Origin of the sequence: Nocardia jinanensis (assembly GCF_014645735.1) — a bacterium.
Classification (GTDB): domain Bacteria; phylum Actinomycetota; class Actinomycetes; order Mycobacteriales; family Mycobacteriaceae; genus Nocardia; species Nocardia jinanensis.
In genome coordinates, this window is sequence record NZ_BMMH01000005.1 from 326,614 (window position 1) to 344,212 (window position 17,599).

At 64.5% G+C, this 17,599-nt stretch carries 19 protein-coding genes; 4 read left to right on the forward strand and 15 right to left on the reverse strand.

What is annotated here, in order from left to right; genetic code table 11:
• The 7 genes from IEY68_RS14850 to IEY68_RS14880 all read right to left on the reverse strand — a co-directional run.
• Positions 1 to 206 (reverse strand): hypothetical protein (locus IEY68_RS14850; RefSeq protein ID WP_189094288.1); only part of this gene is annotated, 206 nt, incomplete at its 3' end.
• Between the two features lie 7 nt (positions 207 to 213).
• A complete protein-coding gene (locus tag IEY68_RS14855; protein WP_189094289.1) occupies positions 214 to 1,395 on the reverse strand; it encodes an amidohydrolase family protein in 1,182 nt (393 codons plus the stop codon).
• A 155-nt stretch (positions 1,396 to 1,550) separates the two neighbouring features.
• Entirely contained in the window at positions 1,551 to 2,762 is a 1,212-nt protein-coding gene (locus tag IEY68_RS14860) for a CaiB/BaiF CoA transferase family protein (RefSeq protein WP_189094290.1), read from the reverse strand.
• A gap of 64 nt (positions 2,763 to 2,826) precedes the next feature.
• The gene (locus IEY68_RS14865; RefSeq protein WP_062997503.1) at positions 2,827 to 4,425 is read right to left on the reverse strand and encodes a GMC family oxidoreductase; all 1,599 of its coding nucleotides are present in this window, start codon (positions 4,423 to 4,425) and stop codon (positions 2,827 to 2,829) included.
• 350 nt (positions 4,426 to 4,775) lie between these two features.
• Entirely contained in the window at positions 4,776 to 5,060 is a 285-nt protein-coding gene (locus IEY68_RS14870) for a hypothetical protein (protein WP_062997501.1), read from the reverse strand.
• A 40-nt stretch (positions 5,061 to 5,100) separates the two neighbouring features.
• Positions 5,101 to 6,312, reverse strand: a complete 1,212-nt coding sequence (locus IEY68_RS14875; protein WP_062997499.1) for an amidohydrolase family protein — start codon at positions 6,310 to 6,312, stop codon at positions 5,101 to 5,103.
• Positions 6,313 to 6,693: 381 nt separating this feature from the next.
• A complete protein-coding gene (locus IEY68_RS14880) occupies positions 6,694 to 7,149 on the reverse strand; it encodes a MaoC family dehydratase (protein WP_062997498.1) in 456 nt (151 codons plus the stop codon).
• A gap of 186 nt (positions 7,150 to 7,335) precedes the next feature.
• On the opposite strand from IEY68_RS14880, the gene IEY68_RS14885 reads away from it, so the two are divergent.
• Positions 7,336 to 8,016, forward strand: a complete 681-nt coding sequence (locus tag IEY68_RS14885; protein WP_062997496.1) for an SDR family NAD(P)-dependent oxidoreductase — start codon at positions 7,336 to 7,338, stop codon at positions 8,014 to 8,016.
• Positions 8,017 to 8,153: 137 nt separating this feature from the next.
• Here the strand turns inward: IEY68_RS14885 and IEY68_RS14890 are convergent, their stop codons facing one another.
• Both IEY68_RS14890 and IEY68_RS14895 read right to left on the reverse strand, forming a co-directional pair.
• Positions 8,154 to 9,353 (reverse strand): acetyl-CoA C-acetyltransferase, encoded by a 1,200-nt coding sequence (locus IEY68_RS14890; protein ID WP_062997495.1) that lies wholly within the window; start codon positions 9,351 to 9,353, stop codon positions 8,154 to 8,156.
• A 37-nt stretch (positions 9,354 to 9,390) separates the two neighbouring features.
• Complete coding sequence (locus IEY68_RS14895; protein ID WP_062997493.1) at positions 9,391 to 10,530, reverse strand: acyl-CoA dehydrogenase family protein; 1,140 nt, start codon at positions 10,528 to 10,530, stop codon at positions 9,391 to 9,393.
• A 101-nt stretch (positions 10,531 to 10,631) separates the two neighbouring features.
• On the opposite strand from IEY68_RS14895, the gene IEY68_RS14900 reads away from it, so the two are divergent.
• Positions 10,632 to 11,210, forward strand: a complete 579-nt coding sequence (locus IEY68_RS14900; RefSeq protein WP_062997491.1) for a TetR/AcrR family transcriptional regulator — start codon at positions 10,632 to 10,634, stop codon at positions 11,208 to 11,210.
• 171 nt (positions 11,211 to 11,381) lie between these two features.
• Here IEY68_RS14900 and IEY68_RS14905 read toward each other — a convergent pair whose 3' ends face one another.
• Complete coding sequence (locus IEY68_RS14905; protein WP_229718791.1) at positions 11,382 to 12,173, reverse strand: spirocyclase AveC family protein; 792 nt, start codon at positions 12,171 to 12,173, stop codon at positions 11,382 to 11,384.
• Positions 12,174 to 12,248: 75 nt separating this feature from the next.
• On the opposite strand from IEY68_RS14905, the gene IEY68_RS14910 reads away from it, so the two are divergent.
• Positions 12,249 to 12,914 (forward strand): TetR/AcrR family transcriptional regulator, encoded by a 666-nt coding sequence (locus tag IEY68_RS14910; RefSeq protein WP_062997489.1) that lies wholly within the window; start codon positions 12,249 to 12,251, stop codon positions 12,912 to 12,914.
• 65 nt (positions 12,915 to 12,979) lie between these two features.
• On the opposite strand, the gene IEY68_RS14915 is transcribed toward IEY68_RS14910, so the two are convergent.
• The 3 genes from IEY68_RS14915 to IEY68_RS14925 all read right to left on the reverse strand — a co-directional run bounded on the left by IEY68_RS14915 (position 12,980) and on the right by IEY68_RS14925 (position 15,048).
• Complete coding sequence (locus IEY68_RS14915; protein ID WP_062997487.1) at positions 12,980 to 13,465, reverse strand: MaoC/PaaZ C-terminal domain-containing protein; 486 nt, start codon at positions 13,463 to 13,465, stop codon at positions 12,980 to 12,982.
• The gene (locus tag IEY68_RS14920; RefSeq protein ID WP_062998011.1) at positions 13,466 to 13,972 is read right to left on the reverse strand and encodes an acyl-CoA thioesterase; all 507 of its coding nucleotides are present in this window, start codon (positions 13,970 to 13,972) and stop codon (positions 13,466 to 13,468) included.
• Between the two features lie 227 nt (positions 13,973 to 14,199).
• Complete coding sequence (locus IEY68_RS14925) at positions 14,200 to 15,048, reverse strand: NAD-dependent epimerase/dehydratase family protein (RefSeq protein WP_062997485.1); 849 nt, start codon at positions 15,046 to 15,048, stop codon at positions 14,200 to 14,202.
• A 69-nt stretch (positions 15,049 to 15,117) separates the two neighbouring features.
• On the opposite strand from IEY68_RS14925, the gene IEY68_RS14930 reads away from it, so the two are divergent.
• Positions 15,118 to 16,095 (forward strand): aldo/keto reductase, encoded by a 978-nt coding sequence (locus IEY68_RS14930; protein ID WP_308434968.1) that lies wholly within the window; start codon positions 15,118 to 15,120, stop codon positions 16,093 to 16,095.
• A gap of 76 nt (positions 16,096 to 16,171) precedes the next feature.
• Here the strand turns inward: IEY68_RS14930 and IEY68_RS14935 are convergent, their stop codons facing one another.
• Both IEY68_RS14935 and IEY68_RS14940 read right to left on the reverse strand, forming a co-directional pair.
• Positions 16,172 to 16,756, reverse strand: coding sequence for a (2Fe-2S)-binding protein (locus tag IEY68_RS14935; protein ID WP_189094291.1), 585 nt, complete (start codon positions 16,754 to 16,756; stop codon positions 16,172 to 16,174).
• Complete coding sequence (locus IEY68_RS14940; RefSeq protein WP_062997483.1) at positions 16,756 to 17,595, reverse strand: FAD binding domain-containing protein; 840 nt, start codon at positions 17,593 to 17,595, stop codon at positions 16,756 to 16,758. The genes IEY68_RS14935 and IEY68_RS14940 overlap by 1 nt, the downstream gene beginning before the upstream one ends.
• Between the last annotated feature and the right edge of the window lie 4 nt (positions 17,596 to 17,599).

Below are 17,599 nucleotides of genomic sequence, written 5' to 3' on the forward strand. Positions count from 1 at the left end.
ACCAGATCGGACCTGGCGGCCTTCATCGCTGCCAGCCGCCTCGACACGAGGTCCACCGCCGCCTCGGAACCACCGGATGCCTGCAAGGCAGCCAGTTGTTCTGTGGCCGTGGCGATCTCGTCGTCGAGTCGCTCCGCTGCTTCTGCTCGTGTCAGCAGGTCGGTATCGGTCCAGTCGTCCGCCGCGATCTGTTTGCCCTCGCTCACAGCGGCCTCAGCTCGACTGTCCCGCAGGCACCGGATCGGCGACCGGCAGGTTGTAGAGTCGTCGCGCGTTCAGTTCGACGATCTTGTGCACCTCTTCGTCCGGCACGTCCTGGAACGCCTCTTCCGCGCGTTTACGGCTGGCGGGCCAGAACGAATCCGAATGCGGGTAGTCGCACTCCCAGGTGATGCGATCGATGCCGACGCGCTCACGGTTGGAGAGACCGAAATCGTCCTCGATGAAGCAACCGTGGAAATGCTTGGCGAAGATCTCCGACGGCTTCACATCCTGGTTGATGTTCTGGTAGAAGCGGTGCTTGCGCCACACGTAGTCCGCCCGCTCGATGATGTACGGAATCCAGCCGATCCCGCCCTCGGACAGGCCGATCTTCAGATTCGGATGCTTGTGCAGCGCGCCGGAGAACACCCAGTCGGTGGTGGCGTGCATGCTGTTCGTGCCCATCAGGTTCGTCATCACCGCGAACGGCGCGTCCGGGGCGATCTGCGGGATCGAAGTCGCGCCGCCGCTGCCGAAGTGCTGGCACAACGGCATTCCGGTCTCCTCCGCGGCCGAGAACACCGGATCCCAATAGTCCGAGTGCACCGACGGCAACCCCAGCGCATGCGGAAGATCCGGGAACGAAATTCCCTTCGCACCTTTACCCGCGGTCCGATGAATTTCCTTGACCGCCTCCGTAACATCCCACAAAGGCAGTAGCACGATCGGTATCAGGCGGCCCGGTCCCGCCGCGCACCACTCGTCGAGTACGAAATCGTTATATGCCTGCACACACAGCAGTGCCAGATCCTTGTCCTCGGCCTCGAGGAACACGGTGCCGCAGAACCGCGGGAAAGACGGGAAGCACATCATGGCCTCGACGCCGTCGATATCCATATCCGCCAGCCGAGCCTTCGGGTCGTAGCACCCGGGGATCATATCGTCGTAGCGTACGGGGTCCAGTCCGTATTCCTCCGGCTTCTTTCCCGCCACAGCATTGAGACCGATGTAGGGATAGATCCGGTTCTCGTACACCCACACCTGCGCGGGTGGGCGCCCCTCTCCCAGTGACTGCTCCACGATCCGGGGGCCGGTCTCTTTCAACGCGGCCGGCAACCGGTCCTGCCACACCCTGGGGTGTTCGATCAGGTGGTCGTCGACAGAGATCAGTTTCATCCACGGCTGCAACGGCATTGCACATACTTCCTGTCATCGGTCGGCGCCGGCGATAACGCCCGGCGACGCCACTTCGGCGTCGCCGGGCAGCTACCGGCGCTTGCGGTTGTTCGAACGGCTATTGATTTGTACGGCGTGGGCCACGATCGACGTGGCAAGCTCGCGGCGTCGCTCTACAGCACTGCCGAATCGACTTTGAGCTCGACGATCCGATCCCAGTCGAGGCCGAGCTCCTGCAGAATCTCGTCGGTGTGCTCGCCGTGTCCGGGTGCGCACCGCAGCGGCGGCGACTGCTCGTCGAACTGCACGGGGTTGGCCGCCAGCGCGAAGGTGTTGCCGTTGGCATCGGTGGTCTTCGGCAGGTAACCGTTCAGTTCGACCTGCGGGTCGTCGTGCAATTCGAGTGCCGACTGGAACACGTCCCAGACGCCCTCGAAGCTCTCCAGCCGCTGCACCCAGTGCGCCAACGGCTTCGACTCGAACGTACGCCGCAGTTCGGCGATACATTCCTTCCGGTTGACGAAACGCACCTTGGCGTCGGCGAACCGCTCGTCCTCGACCATATCGACCCGCTCGATCCGTTCGCACAGATCCGACCAGAACCGATCGGCCTGCAGCAGCACCAATGCGAGGAAGCGGTTGTCCTGGGTCCGATAGATATTCGCCACCGGGTTGGGCATCTCCGCCAGGTCGAACTTCGGGATGTTCTGCCCGGTTACGCCCGCCCCGACGATATCCGGCGCGAGTTGCCAGATCGCGGTGGCCAGCAGCGAGACGTCGACAATGCTGGGCACGCCGGTGCGCTCGCGCTTGAACAGCGCGCCGACGATCCCCGACGCGATCGCGAAACCGCCGAACAGGTCACCGAAGGCCGGCCGCTGCGGCGAAGGATACGATCCGTCCTCGGCCGCCAGCGCGTCGCCGATACCACCCCGTGCCCAGTAGGCGGCAAGGTCGAAACCGCCGCGTTCGGCCTGCGGCCCTTTCGGTCCGTAGCCGTGCCCGCGGGCGAAGATGATCTTCGGATTGCGTGCGCGGATCGATTCGACGTCGATACCGAGCCGCCGCTGCGAATCCGGGAGCAGATTCGTCGAGAATACGTCGGCCTGCTCGATCAGCTTGTACAGGATCTCCCGGCCCTGCGGATTGGCAACGTCGAGACCGATACTGCGCTTACCGCGATTCGGCTGCTCGATGAAATGGTTGACACCGCCGGCGCCGGCCACCACACCGGAGCTGATCAGCGCACGCTGGGGATCCCCGGTCTCGGGATGCTCGACCTTGATGACATCGGCACCCCAGTCCGCCAGGACCGCACCGGCCGAGGGCACGAACGTCCACGCGGCGAGCTCCACCACTTTGACGCCTTGCAGAATCGATTCCACTACCAATCCCTTTCTTCTTGCAACGGTTGTAGAGCGCGTTCACACCGGCCGGGCAGGCGGCGGCTCACGCGTCTTCCAGAATCATTCGGGCAGCCAGGGTCGCCATGGCCATCAGCGGTGCGTTCAGGTTGCCCGCCACCATCACCGGAAGGACCGAGGCGTCCATGATCCGAAGGCCATCGATACCGCGGACCCGCAGCTTCGAATCGGCGACCGCCTCGTCGTCCGGACCCATCGCGCAGGCTCCGTACGCGTGGAAACTGGTACCGCCGTTCAGCAGGGCGTGCGCGATCACCGAGTCGTCGTCCTGAACCGCCCAGCCGGGCGAGGTCTCACCGGCGATCATGTCGGCGAAGGGGTGCTGCGCGGCGATATCCCGCATGCGCCGGAACAGCGCGACATACTTCCGGCGGTCCGACTCGTCGAAATCGTAGTTGGGAACGATTCGAGGGTGCGCGAACGGGTCGTCGGACACGACGTGCACACTGCCGGTTGTAGTGGGGCGCAACGGGTTACCGATGATCGAGGCGCCGGGCCGCTCTTCCAGGCTCACGTCGAGCGGCTTGATTCCCTGGGTGAACGGAGTCATGAGAATCTCCGCGTCGACGCGCGGCTCACTGGGATCGGTCTTCATGAACCCGACGAGATCGTAGGCCGGCGAAGCGATCGGGCCTTTGCGCGAAACCAGGTACTTCGCTCCGGCGACCGCCTGACCGATCGGACTGCTCAACCGCCTGTTGTAACCGAGGGCGGGATCGTTGAGCCGGAGCTGCAGGGTGATGTAGCGATGCTCGATCATGCGCTCCCCGACGGTGGGCCGATCCAGCACGACCTCGATACCCGCGGATCGGAGGATATCCGCGCCGCCGATACCCGACAGTTCGAGCAGTTTCGGAGTCTCGAGGTTGCCGAGCGACAAGATCACTTCCTTGTCCACACGGACCTGCTCGAAGCCCTTGCCGGTGGCGACGAGGACCCCCACCGCACGGTCACCTTCGATAACGATCTTCGTCACGGTCGCGCCGGTTCGCACGGTGAGGTTACCGCGCTTCTCGGCCGGCTTGATGAACACCTTGCCGGCGCTCTGCCGCACACCGTTCTTGATATTCGCCGGTGCGTATCCGGCACGTTCCTCATCGGAGCCGTTCAGATCGTCCACACGCTTCAGGCCGATGTTCCCGGCCGCTTCGAGCATCGCTTCGTCGACCGGATCGCCGCCCTGCTGCACACTGATGTGCAGTGGTCCCCCCGCCCCGCGGAGCTCGGACTCACCTAGTTCATGGTCCTCGATCTCCCGATAGACGGGCAGGATATCGTCCCAACCCCAACCCGGATTTCCGCGCTCCACAATGGAATCCCAGTCCGGGCGAGCTCCGCGGTTGTAGACCATTCCGTTGATGGCACTGGACCCACCGAGCACCCGGCCCCGGGACCACAGCTCCGTCTGGCCGAGCGGTCCGAACGGTTCCGTGCGGTAGACGAACGAGTGCTTCGGGTTCTCGATGGTGAAGGCGAAGCCCTTGGGAATGTGGAAGACCGGATTGCTGTCTCGCTTGCCCGCCTCCAGCAGGAGAACACGCACATGCGGGTCCTTGCTCAACTCCGCGGCCAGGGCGCAACCGGAACTGCCTCCGCCTACCACGATGTAGTCGTACGACGCCATCCAAACCTCTCGATCTCACCGGCATCACAGCGCCGGGATGCAGCTGTTCACACCTCAGGGACGAATGCGCCACCGGAATCTCGAGCCGAGACGAGCAGAAGGCGGTGTGATACGCGACACGCTATCCCACATTGCCCACCAAGTCAATTAATAATTTAGCTATTAATAGCCCTGCGTGACAACATCACAGTCGCACGACCTGCCTCGATCCGCGAACCGCTCCACACCAACTGACAGGGTGCCGCAGACTCCGACGGACGAAATGGAACGCGGCCGGCAGCGAATACGCGCCACCGAGAAGAATCGGAACCGCGGCCGGGTCATGAGCACGGGCCGAACGGACGCCGTCGTCAGGTGCTGACGTAAGCGGCGCCGGGAACTGCCACGCTGCCCGATGAGGCGATAGCCATGGCAAGTGCCGACGGCGCCACCGATGCCACGATCAGGCCGCCATCGGGCAGACAGCACAACTGGTCAGCGAGCACCGGCGCAGGACGGTCCTGTATCAGGGCGATATCGGCGAACCCGAGACGGTCACCCAGCTGGTCGAGGCCACCCCTCGACCAGCTCGGGGAGAAACTGCTCGGCCGGATCGCGGAACGAACGCCGGCCGAGTGGAGCAACCCGATACACATCCCACTGATCGTTCATTGCCCACAGCAGACGCCGAAACCCCTACGCGACAGCGAGTTCGGCGGGATTGCGCACCGGCAGACCCAGGAAGCGCCGGGCGTTGTCACCCATGAAGTCGTAGGTGCGCTTCTCGTCCATTCCTTCGGCGTACCGGAAGAAACCTTTCGGTTCTTCGAGGCCCTCGGGGTGGGGGAAGTCGGAACCGAACATCACCCGGTCCCAGCCGACGGTCTCGACGACGTCGGCAACCGAACCCTCCCAGAACGGACTGACCCAGATATTGCGGCGGAACACATCGATCGGGTGTTCCGGGAACGCCTGCGGCATCTTCTTGTAGAAGTCCTGGTAATCGTGGAACAGCGGCTGCAGCCACGCGGAGCCGTTCTCGATACTGGCGACACGCAGTTTCGGGAACCGCGTGAAGGTACCGTGAGTGATCAGGCTGGTGATCATATCGGTGATCTCGCGGTGTCCCAGCGCGATCCAGCGGAAGGCGCTCATCTCGGTGAACACCTGCGAGTTCGGCGGCTCCCACATATTGATGTAATCGTCCAGGGGCGGCTGGCTCGCGTGCAGCACAACCGGCAGGTTGGCCGCTTCGACCTCACGCCAGAACGGGTCGAACTCCGGCAGCGCCGGGCTGCGCCAGCCCTTCCAGTTCCGCACCGGAGCCGGCTTGATCAGGATGGCCTTGGCCCCGTTCTCCAGCACGTACTCCAGTTCACGCAGTCCTTCGTCGACCAGACCCAGGTTGATGACAGGAGTCATGAACAGGCGATTCTCATGGGTGAAGCCCCAGGTCTCAACCATCCACCGGTTGAGTGCGTGGATCATGGCACTGCACAATTCCGGATCCTCGCTCGCCGAGTGCTCGACGAGGTTGGCCAGCGTCGGGTAGATCAGCGCCTCCTGCACACCCTGTGCGTTGAGCGAATCGATCCGGGGCTCCGGGGCGCGGAAGGACGGGATCGCGTCCATCACACGCTCCCTGGCCATCTCGGTCAGGGTTTTGCCCTCGTGGTTCTCGGCGGCGAAGAACGCTTCCCACGCGCCGGGGGCGGCGACCTTGTCGAAGGTCGGATTCGGGATGTAGTCGCGAATCTTGCCGAGGATGGAAATGCGGGTCTGCCGGCCCAGCTGCACGAAATGCACGGCCGACTTGTACTTCTCGGGGAGGTACTTCGTCAGGGCATCCGGGGTTTCGTACATGTGCTGGTCGGCATCGAAGATCGGTGCGTCGGTGAACTGAGTCACGGGTCTCCCTCTCGGAACGGCGAACTGTGCCGGTGGTGCTACTACTCCACCGTAGGCTTAGTTGACAGAAACGTCAAGTTAACGAGTCGAGGCTAGCTCTCAGCTTCTGAAGCTGGGAACTCACACGCGGATGACTACGACGATAACGTCAATTGAGCACCTGGTAGACGTTCAAGCGGTAGAACGGCAGCCAGGGCTGCGGCAGTGATACGCACACTGTCATCGCTTGCCGGCGGCACGCTTGCGTCGGCGAGGTCGGCGTTCCGGGCGCGCCGGTCCGATCTCCACGAGGCATTTCGCACTATGCGGCCGAGCCGGGTCGCACGAGCCCGTCGTGATTCGGGATCGAGACTCGATGCCCGAACCGCGACGCTCCAGAGATCAGAAATAGTATCGAGCGATCAATTCGGCTACACAGGACGGCTTGGACTGCCCTTCGGCCTCGATGACGGTGCGGGTCTTCAGCTCGACACCGTCCTCGCCGATCCTCGCGCACTCGATCAAGGTGCTGCGCGCCCGGATCCGGCTTCCGCCGATGACCGGCGCCGGGAAGCGAACCTTGTCGAGCCCGTAGTTGACGCCCATCCGAACGCCTTCGATACGCCGCAGCTGATTCAAGAAGTACGGCACCAGCGAGAGCGTCAGGAAACCGTGCGCGAGGGTGCCCCCGTGCGGGCCGGCCGCAGCCCGTTCGGTATCCACATGGATCCACTGATGATCTTCGGTGTCATCGGCGAACCCATCTATCCGCTTCTGCCCCATGGTGAACCAGGGTGTCGGTCCCAGTTCGCGACCTACTGCCGCCTCGAGGTCGTCGATTCCTCGATAGATTTCCATATCCTCTTCCTCTACCACGCGGTCGCCCGCCGGCTACTCCAGGCGGCGGCCCGTGCCACCGCATCTCTCGAATCGGACGCGACGACACGACTCCCCGCGTCGCACCCACGTCCGGGTCTAATATCGCATTAATTGTACTATTAGAATGAGTAATCTATTAAGTGGCCGCAAGAGGAGGCGTTCGGAATGAAGGTCCTGGTGATCGGAGCAACCGGCGATGTGGGGCGGGGCGTCCTGACGGCCTGTCTCGCGCGGGGATGGGAAACCGTCGCCGTCGGCCGGACGGCAGAGAAACTCGCCGACCTCGCCGCAGAGTACAAGGACGAACGCCTGTCCACTGTGGTCGGTGACCTCGCCAGCGAGAAGACTACGGCCGCACTGGCCGATGCTGTCGACCTGGAATCCATCCACGCCGTCGTGGTGACCGTGAGCGGACCGTGGTCACCCACACCCGTCCGCGACTGCGGTTGGGACGCGGTGTCGGAGACATTCGACCGGCTGCTGCGCCCCCACGTGAATGCCGCCCGGGTGCTACTCCCCCAGCTCCCCAGCGGGGCGACATACCTGACCGTCGGTGGCGGGATGGCGGACGCGATCTTCCCGGGCATGGCACCGGTCGCTATGTCACAGGCCGCTCAGCGCAACTTCGTCCGGGCGTGGCACAAGGAGCACCGCGACGCACCGGTCGCGGTGCGCCAGCTCACGATCGCGGCCATGGTCAACGGTCTCAGCACCCGAGAGGTGGCCGGGCCGGACTGGCTGACCGACACCGAGATCGGCTCTCGAATCTCTGCGATCCTCGCCGACCCCCAGGCATTTCCCGGGCCGGTGCTGAACTTCTCCGTCGCCGACAGGAATCCGGCCTGATCGAGCGGAACGACGCGCCGCCGGACGAAACGCAGGCCGACCCGCTGTCGGGCCTGCGTTTCGCCACGAACGCGTCGACACCCTGACGGCCGGCCGCAGACCCTTGGATGTCCCCTGCGGCCTGCGAACGGAACGCGTCAAGCCACGCTGGAACTTGCCGGAACGCGCAGAATCAGGGCGTCACCTTGGCCGCCCCCGCCACACAGCGCGGCAGCACCGACACCGCCGCCACGGCGTCCGAGTTCCAGAGCCAGATGCAGCGTGATCCGGGCGCCGGACATACCGATCGGGTGGCCGAGCGCGATAGCACCACCGTTGACGTTCACCCGATCGGCTTCGATACCCAGGGCACGAGTGGAGGCGATACCGACTGCGGCGAACGCCTCGTTGATCTCGACCAGATCCAGCTCGGCCGGGGCGATACCCTGCGCGGCACAGGCTGCGGTGATCGCGTTCGACGGCTGCCACTGCAAGCCCGAATCCGGGCCGGCGACCATACCGTGCGCACCGATCTCGGCAATCCAGCTCAGCCCGTGCGCCTGCGCGTACTCCTTGCTGGTCACCACCAGCGCGCACGCACCGTCGTTGATAGTCGAGGCATTGCCCGCGGTGATGGTGCCACCGTTACGGAACGCACCGGGCAGCCGGGACAGAGTCTCGCCGGTGGTGTCCGGGCGGATGCCCTCGTCCCGGGTCAGCCGGGTACTCGGACCCTTGCGGGCCGGGATCTCGACCGGGATCACCTCCCCATCGAAAACCCCGCTGTCCCAAGCCTTGGCGGCCAGCTGATGTGAGCGCGCGGCGAAGGCGTCCTGGTCTTCGCGGGCGATGGTGTCGCGGTCGTTGCCCGCCTCGGTCAGCAGCCCCATGGGCTGATCGGTGAAGGCGTCGTGCAGTCCGTCGTAGGCCATATGGTCGAGCAGGGTGACCTCACCGTATTTGTAGCCGGTGCGGGAACCGGGCAGCAGGTGCGGTGCCCGGCTCATCGACTCCATACCACCGGCGACGATCACCTCGAAGGCACCGGAACGGATGAACTGGTCGGCCAGGATGATCGCCTCGACGCCGGACAGACACACCTTGTTGATGTTCAGGGCCGGTACCGACATCGGGATACCGGCTTTCACCGCGGCCTGCCGGGCAGGCATCTGACCCGACCCGGCGGTCAGCACCTGACCCATGATCGTGTACTGGACCCGGTCCCGGGCGACGCCCGCTCTGTCGAGGGCGCCGCCGATGGCGACGGCACCGAGCTCCGCTGCGGTGAATCCGGCCAACGCACCTTGCAGGCGGCCGATCGGAGTGCGGGCACCGGCGATTATCACGGAAGTGGGCATATCGACCTCTCGAAACTCTGCGGAAGCGGCGGTCCGGTCAGCCGGCGAGGTGGCGGCTGATGACCAGGCGCTGGATCTGGTTGGTGCCCTCGAAAATCTGCGTGATCTTGGCTTCCCGCATATAGCGTTCGACCCGGAAATCGCGCGTGTAGCCGTAACCACCGAGTACCTGCACGGCATCGGTGGTGACCTTCATCGCGGCATCGGTGGCGACGAGTTTGGCCACCGACGCGTTGCGGGAGTACGGCAACCCCGCATCTCGGCGCCGCGCGGCATCCAGATAGGTGGCGCGGGCCGAATCCACAGCGGCGGCCATATCGGCCAGCAGGAAACCCAGCCCCTGATGGTCGATGATCTTGCGACCGAATGCCGTCCGCTCCTGCGCGTACGCCACCGCCGCGTCGAGCGCGGCCTGCGCAAGCCCGACGGCGACCGCGGCGATCCCCAACCGGCCGGAATCCAAGGCGCTGAACGCGATCTGCAAGCCCTGCCCCTCCGCTCCGATCCGGCGTTCGTCCGGTACGAAGGCGTCGTCGTAGTGCGCGGAGGTGGTGGGTACGGCATGCAGGCCCATCTTTTCCTCCGGCTTACCGAAGCTCAGCCCCGCGGTGTCGCGCGGCACCAGGAAGCACGAGATCCCCTTGGATCCCTCCCCCGTGCGCGCGAACAGGTTATAGAAGTCGGCGATACCACCGTGGGTGATCCATGCCTTCGAACCACTGACCCGGTATCCACCATCGACCGCGGTGGCCTTACAGGCGAGCGCCCCGGCGTCCGAACCGGCCTGCGGTTCGGACAGACTGTAGGCGCCGATCGTGGCGCCGCCCAGCATCTCCGGCAGCCACCGACGCTGCTGCTCCTCGGTTCCGAACGCCATCAGCGGGTGGCAGGACAGGCTGTGCACACTCACCGCCACGGCCACCGCGGCCCAGCGCGCGGCGATCTCTTCGAGCACCTGTAGGTAGACCTCGTAGGGCTGACCACCGCCACCCCACTCCTCGGGATACGGCAGGCTCAGCAGGCCCGCCTCCCCCAGCGTGGCGAATACACCCTCCGGGTAGGTCTCCGCTTTTTCGTGGTCGTCGACGATCGGCGCCAGCACCTTGTCGGCCACATCGCGGGTCAGCTGGATGAGATCCCGGGCCTCGTCGGTGGGCAGGAGTCGATCGACGGCCACAGAAATCTCCTCGCGGTGGTACGCAGCACAGTACTCGGATGCGCTTCAGAGTACTGTCCACGGATCAGTACTGCAAGGCGCTCCGCAGTACTATCGCCTGCATGGAACAGCGCACGGCCTTCGCGACCACCCGCCGTACCGAACTCTTCGACGCACTCGTCGCACTGTTCCTCGCCGAGGGCTTCGCACATCTCACCCTCGATGCCATCGCCGCCCGGCTCAAATGCTCCAAATCCACCCTCTACACCCTGGCCGGCAGCAAGGAACAGCTGGTCACCGCAGCCACCGTGCACTTCTTCAAACGCGCGACAGATACCGTGGAAGCCGAAGTCGCCACCGGCAAAGGGCCGCGCGAACGCATCACCACCTACCTCACCGCGGTCGGCGAAGCGCTGGCCGCGGCCTCGGATCAGTTCATGACCGACCTCGACCACTTCACTCCGGCGCGCGCGGTCTACGAACGAAACACCCGCATCGCCGCCCGCCGCGTCCAGGAACTCATCGACGAAGGTGTCGCCGCCGGCGAATTCCGCGGCGTCCACGCCGCATTCGCCGCCGACCTGGCCGCCACCATGATGGTCCGCATCCAGCAGGGCGGCGTCCGCACCGGCACGGGTCTCGACGACGCCGCGGCCTACCGCGAACTCGCCACCGTCCTCACCCACGGAATCAGCACCTGACAACCCATTTCCCGGCTTGCTCCTCGGGCTGCAGCGCTGCGCGGCCGGCACGTTCTTCGAACGCAGCACCCGGTTCACGCCGGCGCTCTCGCTGCCCTGGAGAGCATGGTCACGGTTTCTTCCGCGCACCGATGCGGTCGGAGAGCCAGTGCGAGATAGCGACTTCACGGCTCATGGGTTGGGCACCCACGGGTTATCGGGGAAGAACAGGATGCGGGCGATCACCAGAGGCAGCGTCAGGAACACCGCGTACAGAACGTTCATGCCCAAGATCCAGGCAATGATCTGATGCATGCGCTGCCCCCATCCGGCGATAGCAGGTTTGACGCCGAGCACTCTTTCGAACCACGGGCGCCCGGTTACATCGCGGCGGTCGAGGCTCACGACCACGGCGACAGCAAAGAGAGACAGCGGAATACCCTGATAGATCAGCTGCAGGCCGCCCTTCTCGGTATGGATGGTCGGCCCGATCGACTCCAGGTATTGGAACCAGTTCGTCACATAGGACACGCCGTCGGCGGTGACGAAGTTCCACAACATGAATGGAATGAACACGGTTATCAGCAGGGCCACGGTGTAGTTCACCGTCGAGTAACGGCGGCGGAACCAACGGAACAGAGCCGATACCGCCGCGAACCCGCCCGCGTAGAACCAGCCGTACCCGGCCAGCACATAGACCGGTTTGTTCGGGGTGGTGTACGGGGAAGACCCCCATGGCAACAGTGCGAGATCAGGGTTGTAGTACAGGTAGGCACCCCAGTCGGCGTAGAACTCCTGCCACCACATGGTGAAGCACCCGATGAAGAGCAGTGCCGCGGTGTCGGGCTGCCCATTCTTGCGCCAACGGTAGAGCAAGAACGCTGCCACACCGGCGAAGGCGATCCACCCGCCGATCTCTACCAGCCATGCGGCGTTCGACGGCGGAAGGGGGCCGCCTGCTACAAGTTCGGTCCGTGCGGGCATCAAGGCGCCTCCTTTAACATGTGTCCGACATAATTTGCAATCTGTCGGACCCGATACACTTAAGGTGACTGTGTGATGTTTGTCAACCTCGAGCTGGATGGAGGCGAATTGGCTCGGCCGGAACGCAATCAACGTGGCGCCTGGGGTGCCGATCTGCCGTTGAACGAAGAAGAGGCCCGAGAGCGACTACTCGCCGCCGCCGAAGCCTGTTACGCCGAACGCGGACCGAGCCGCACCAAAATGGGCGACATCGCCCACAAGGCCGGCGTGCACCGCTCGACGGTGTATTACTACTTCCCGAACAAGGACGCCGTGCTCGCCGCGGCGTTCGTGCGAGCCCTCGCTGGAGTGCTCGCAGCAGCCGAGCACTGCTGGCACACCGATGAGCCGTTCCTCGATCGGCTCGTCAACGCTTGCCTCGTCGGCAACGAGGCGGCCCGCCGATCCCCGACAGCCCGTCTGCTGATCACCAACGACGAGGCGACACACACCTATCAGGTGGCGGAGGCGTCCGAGATCTGGCGCTCGACTCTCGGGTACGCGCTGGGCGAGAGGCTCGCGGTCGCCGCAGCCGCCGGCGATTTGCGCGACGACCTACCAGCAGAAACTTTGGCGCGCTGGGTAACCCGCGTCAATTTCAGTCTCATGGCCGAACCCCCGGACATCGAAGACGGCGGCGAAGAAGGAGTGCTACGCCACCTGCTGGCGCCGTCACTGGCACCGCGCCCCGCGACATCTTGACGGCTGGGTTCTGTATCGAAGTGAGTTGACAGAACCAGCACTGCCACAAGGTGGCGCCCGCGTCGTCAGAGAACAGGGCGGCTATCGATCACAGCTGCGGATGTCCGAGCTCGTAGGTACATCTCGGTGACCATGGTCAGAACCCTCACCCCCTCGCTTGTCACAAGCTCCGCGGCGGCAGTCACGAGTCCGCGCGATCGATTGTCCAGTTCGATCCCCTCGATAGTCAATGAACCGGTGAGCACATCGTTCGGACGCAACGGAGACAAGAACTTCACCTCTCGAAACTGACGCCCGGCAATCATGTTCCATCGGGAATAAACGCTGAGGACGACCAATCGCTGACATATCGCGATCGTGTGGATACCGCTCCCGATCACACCGCCGAAATAGCCTTCGCCTGCCACCACATGATCGGTATGGAACAGTTGGGGATCCCATTGCCGGGCAAATCCGATCAGCTCCTCCTCGGAGACCGGGTGCACACCCAACTGATACGAGTCACCGACGCGGAGATCGTCTGCACAGGCGACCTCAGGTATTCGGTCCATTCACCTCGTCCATTCGTCTCGCCCGGATGGGCGTAGCTGCAGTTCTCGGAGCATCTCTCGCGCAAAGCCCACTATCGGCGTAGGTCCTTCGTCACCCACCGCGACGAGCACGGTATCGCAGACACTGACACATACTCCGTCACGAAAGAGCGCCGAAGAGGCCACGAACGAGGTCCGGCCGATGCGACCAACGCCCACACCGGTCTCTATCACCGCGGGCCAATGCGCTTCGGCGAGGAAGTGGACGACGTTTTGCGATGTGATCAACCGCAGTTGTCGCGCACCCGGGTCGTGCACGCCGGGGAAAACCCGCGCAGTCAGGGTGGCTCGCGCGTCTTCGTGCAACGACTCCAGCGCCAGATTGTTCAGATGCGCATTCGGGTCCATATCGGCATAGCGGGCCCGGGTCTCCCCGGTCACGGGATACAGCTCGAGCCTGGACCGCGCGGGATGCGGCCGATGGGTCGTCGCCGACAGTGACTCAACCGATTCGACGCCGCTACTCATGAATTCGCCCTCTCGTACCAACCGGGGGTCTCTCGTTCGAGCCGTCCGGCACTTATATCAACTAGTTATACTAGTTCATGAGGTTAACCCGGCCACTCCGGGAGATATCACATTCATCCATCCGGTACGCAGCCGACGGATCATTTCGGTGAGCATCCACCGGACCCAGCGGCCGCCGGACAGCTCGAACGAATCACAAGAGGTCCGACGAGGAGAGGTGAGCGGAATCACCGCCAGCCGAACTGCGGCTCGTAGCCGAGCTCGCGGCGCGCCTTGTCGATACAAAGTAGTGTCTCGTGGCCGATGAGCTCGCGGGTGATGGGAATTTCGGGGAACTGCTCGGCGACGAGCTCGGCGGTCGGTCGGTCCATCACGGTGTCCGCGTTCGCGATGACGAATACCTCGTAACCCACGATCGCCCGTTCGAGCGCTTTTCGCACCGCCTGGGCACCGTCGCGGGTGTCGATATAGGCCCACAGGTTCCAGCGCCGGAGCGTCGCGTCGGCCTGATGCTCGGCGAAGCGTCCGTAGTCGGCGTCGTCGAGCACATTCGAGAACCGCAACGCGGTGAGCGACAGGCCCGGATTCCAGCGGGCGATCTCCACGGCCATCGTCTCTTCGAGGTGCTTGGCCAGCGAATACGACGATTCCGGGCGAGCCGGGTAGTTCTCGTCGACGGGCAGATAGGGCGGCGGGGTCTTGAAAGGGATTCCGAGCAGCGTCTCGCTCGACGCCCATACAACCGTGCCCACGCCGGCGCGGACCGCCGCCGTGAACAGGTTGTAGGTGATCATGAGATTGTTCTCGAATGTCGCCGAGTTGGTGGCCAGACCCGGCCCGGGGATCGCCGCCAGATGCACGAGCGCGTCGATTCGGCGGAACCTGCTGTCGACAGTGGTCAACACCTCCGTCGCCTGGCCGAGGTCGCGCAGGTCGGCGACCACCGACGGAACGTCGCGGTCGGGGTGCGTTACCTTGTCCACGACGACCGGTTTCCACCCGTGTGCGCGCAGGTCCGCCACGACCGCCCGGCCGAGCTTGCCGCTGCCGCCGGTCACCACCACTCGTCGCGCCATCGAATCTCCCTGTGTTCGGACGTCGATTCCTGAAATATAACCTAGTTTACTTATAATGAAAGGTAGGCGATGAACATGAAGTACGTGAAACTGGGCAACAGCGGCCTCGACGTGTCCCGCTTGGCACTCGGCTGTATGAGTTACGGAACCCCCGGGGCGGGTGGACACTCATGGACGCTCGGCGAGGATGACGCCCGCCCGCTCCTCCGTCGGGCAGTGGAGGCCGGGATCAACTTCTTCGACACCGCCAATGCCTACTCGGCCGGGACGAGCGAGGGGATCGTCGGCCGCGCCTTGCGCGAATTCGCACAGCGCGAGGACGTCGTGATCGCCACCAAGCTGTACATAGGGATGCGTCCGGGCCCCAATAGTCGCGGACTGTCGCGCAAGGCCATCTTCACCGAGGTGGATGCGAGCCTGCGACGACTCGGCACCGACTACATCGACCTGTACCAGATCCACCGGTGGGACTACGGCACCCCGATCGAAGAGACCTTGGAAGCGCTGCACGATGTGGTCAAGGCCGGAAAGGTCCGCTACCTCGGCGCCTCCTCGATGTACGCATGGCAGTTCGCCAAGGCCCTCTTCACCGCCGAGAATCACGGCTGGACGCGCTTCATCTCCATGCAGAACCACTACAACCTGCTCTACCGCGAAGAGGAACGGGAAATGCTGCCACTCTGCGCGGATCAGGGCATCGGAGTGATCCCGTGGAGCCCGCTGGCCCGCGGACGCCTCGCGCGTGAGTGGAACGAATCCAGCGCCCGAGCAGACACCGACGAATTCGGCAAAACTCTGTACGGCGAGAACGACCGGCCGATCGTCGACGCCGTCGGAGCGATCGCCGAGAACCGCGGACTCAGCCGTGCTCAGGTGGCGCTCGCCTGGGTGGCCGCCGGTCCGACGGTCACTGCTCCCATCATCGGAGCGACGAAATCCGCGCACCTCGACGACGCCCTGACCGCGATCGATATCGAACTCACCGAAGCCGAGCGCGCGGCTCTTGTTACGCCCTATCGCCCCCGGTCGACCGCTGGGTTCATCTGAGCCGGCGACTCACGAAGCGATGATCGGGATCTCGGCGCTGCGGTAGTAGACCGGCGGCATACCCGCGTTGTCCTCGTTATGCGGGCGAAGAGGGCTCTGGACCCGCAGCGACTTCGGCCTGCGTTCCGGATCTGCTCCCCTGCGCCGAGCCTTCCCGCTCGGCGGCCGTGCCTTCCCGAAAGGGCTCCCGGCCCGTGCGGTTCATCTCCGCGGCTGCCTCCTCGACAGCGTCGACGATTCCGATATATCCGGTGCACCGGCAGATATTGCCCGACATTTCTTCTCGGATCCGCTCCCGGGTGGGCTCGACTTCCCGGTGCAGAAGATCGAGCGCCGACATGAGCATCCCCGGGGTGCAGAACCCACACTGGAGCCCGTGCCGGTCGCAGAAGGCCCGCTGCAAGGGGTGCAGAGTGCCGTCGTCGGCGGCCATGCCTTCGACTGTGGTCACCGACGATCCATCGGCTTGTACGGCGAACATCAGGCAGGCCCGCACGGGGCCGCCGTCGACCAGGACGGTGCACGCACCGCAGACCCCGTGCTCGCATCCGAGATGGGTACCGGTCAGCCCGAGATCTTCGCGGAGGGCATCGGCAAGGGTCTTGCGGGGCTCGATGTCGATCGCGACTCTTTCCCCGTTGACCGTCAATTCGATACGCATCAATGCGCTCCTACCTTGTTTCCTATCGACTGGGTCAGCGCGCGCAGTGTGAACTCCTCGACCATCGCAATCCGATACTCGGCCGAGGCGTGCAGATCGGAAGCCGCAGTGATCTCGTTCGCGGCAGCGCGCGCGGATTCGGCGATCCTCTCGTCGGTCATCGGCCCATCCGCAAGGATCGACTCGGCCGCGACGGGACGGATCGGGATCGTGCCGACACCCCCGATGGCTATCCGAAGGACCCCGCCCACCTCTGCCACCGCGACCGTTACGAGGCCGAAATCACCGTGCCGGCGGGAGAATTCGGCGAACCCGTACCGCTCCGGAACCGGGAAGTCGACAGCGATGACGATCTCGTTATCGTCCAGGGAGGTCTCGAGAGGGCCGACGAAGAGATCGTTCACCGATAGTGCGCGGATACCTTCAGGGCCCTGGACGTGGACGAGCGCACCCAACGCGGTGGCCACCACCGGTAACTCCGCGGAGGGATCGGCGTGGGCGATACTGCCGCCGGTGGTTCCGCGCGTCCGGATGGCGCTGTGGCCGATCCACTTCGCCGCCTCCGACAGCAATGGGAGATGTACCTGCTCGACCAGCATCGAGTGCCGGACGAGCGCGCCCACCCGCACGGTGGAGTCATCGATGGTCTCGATCGTGTCGAGTCCGGGCACTCGGTTGATGTCGATCAGAATCGCCGGACGTCCGAGGCGCATCGCCAGCACCGGGACGAGGCTCTGTCCCCCGGCCAGGACCTTGCCCTCACCGTCGGCGGATTCCAGGGTTTTCACCGCCTCGGCGATACTCGAGGGCCGGCTGTAGTCGAACGGTGCAGCCTTCATGGGC

What these genes read in the sequence shown, in the direction of transcription:
- IEY68_RS14855 (WP_189094289.1), bottom strand. Translation starts at nt 1,395, where the DNA reads ATGCCGTTGCAGCCGTGGATGAAACTGATCTCTGTCGACGACCACCTG.
- IEY68_RS14865 (WP_062997503.1), bottom strand. Translation starts at nt 4,425, where the DNA reads ATGGCGTCGTACGACTACATCGTGGTAGGCGGAGGCAGTTCCGGTTGC.
- IEY68_RS14870 (WP_062997501.1), bottom strand. Translation starts at nt 5,060, where the DNA reads ATGTGTATCGGGTTGCTCCACTCGGCCGGCGTTCGTTCCGCGATCCGG.
- IEY68_RS14880 (WP_062997498.1), bottom strand. Translation starts at nt 7,149, where the DNA reads ATGGAAATCTATCGAGGAATCGACGACCTCGAGGCGGCAGTAGGTCGC.
- IEY68_RS14885 (WP_062997496.1), top strand. Translation starts at nt 7,336, where the DNA reads ATGAAGGTCCTGGTGATCGGAGCAACCGGCGATGTGGGGCGGGGCGTC.
- IEY68_RS14890 (WP_062997495.1), bottom strand. Translation starts at nt 9,353, where the DNA reads ATGCCCACTTCCGTGATAATCGCCGGTGCCCGCACTCCGATCGGCCGC.
- IEY68_RS14900 (WP_062997491.1), top strand. Translation starts at nt 10,632, where the DNA reads ATGGAACAGCGCACGGCCTTCGCGACCACCCGCCGTACCGAACTCTTC.
- IEY68_RS14905 (WP_229718791.1), bottom strand. Translation starts at nt 12,173, where the DNA reads ATGCCCGCACGGACCGAACTTGTAGCAGGCGGCCCCCTTCCGCCGTCG.
- IEY68_RS14910 (WP_062997489.1), top strand. Translation starts at nt 12,249, where the DNA reads ATGTTTGTCAACCTCGAGCTGGATGGAGGCGAATTGGCTCGGCCGGAA.
- IEY68_RS14915 (WP_062997487.1), bottom strand. Translation starts at nt 13,465, where the DNA reads ATGGACCGAATACCTGAGGTCGCCTGTGCAGACGATCTCCGCGTCGGT.
- IEY68_RS14920 (WP_062998011.1), bottom strand. Translation starts at nt 13,972, where the DNA reads ATGAGTAGCGGCGTCGAATCGGTTGAGTCACTGTCGGCGACGACCCAT.
- IEY68_RS14925 (WP_062997485.1), bottom strand. Translation starts at nt 15,048, where the DNA reads ATGGCGCGACGAGTGGTGGTGACCGGCGGCAGCGGCAAGCTCGGCCGG.
- IEY68_RS14930 (WP_308434968.1), top strand. Translation starts at nt 15,118, where the DNA reads ATGAACATGAAGTACGTGAAACTGGGCAACAGCGGCCTCGACGTGTCC.
- IEY68_RS14935 (WP_189094291.1), bottom strand. Translation starts at nt 16,756, where the DNA reads ATGCGTATCGAATTGACGGTCAACGGGGAAAGAGTCGCGATCGACATC.
- IEY68_RS14940 (WP_062997483.1), bottom strand. Translation starts at nt 17,595, where the DNA reads ATGAAGGCTGCACCGTTCGACTACAGCCGGCCCTCGAGTATCGCCGAG.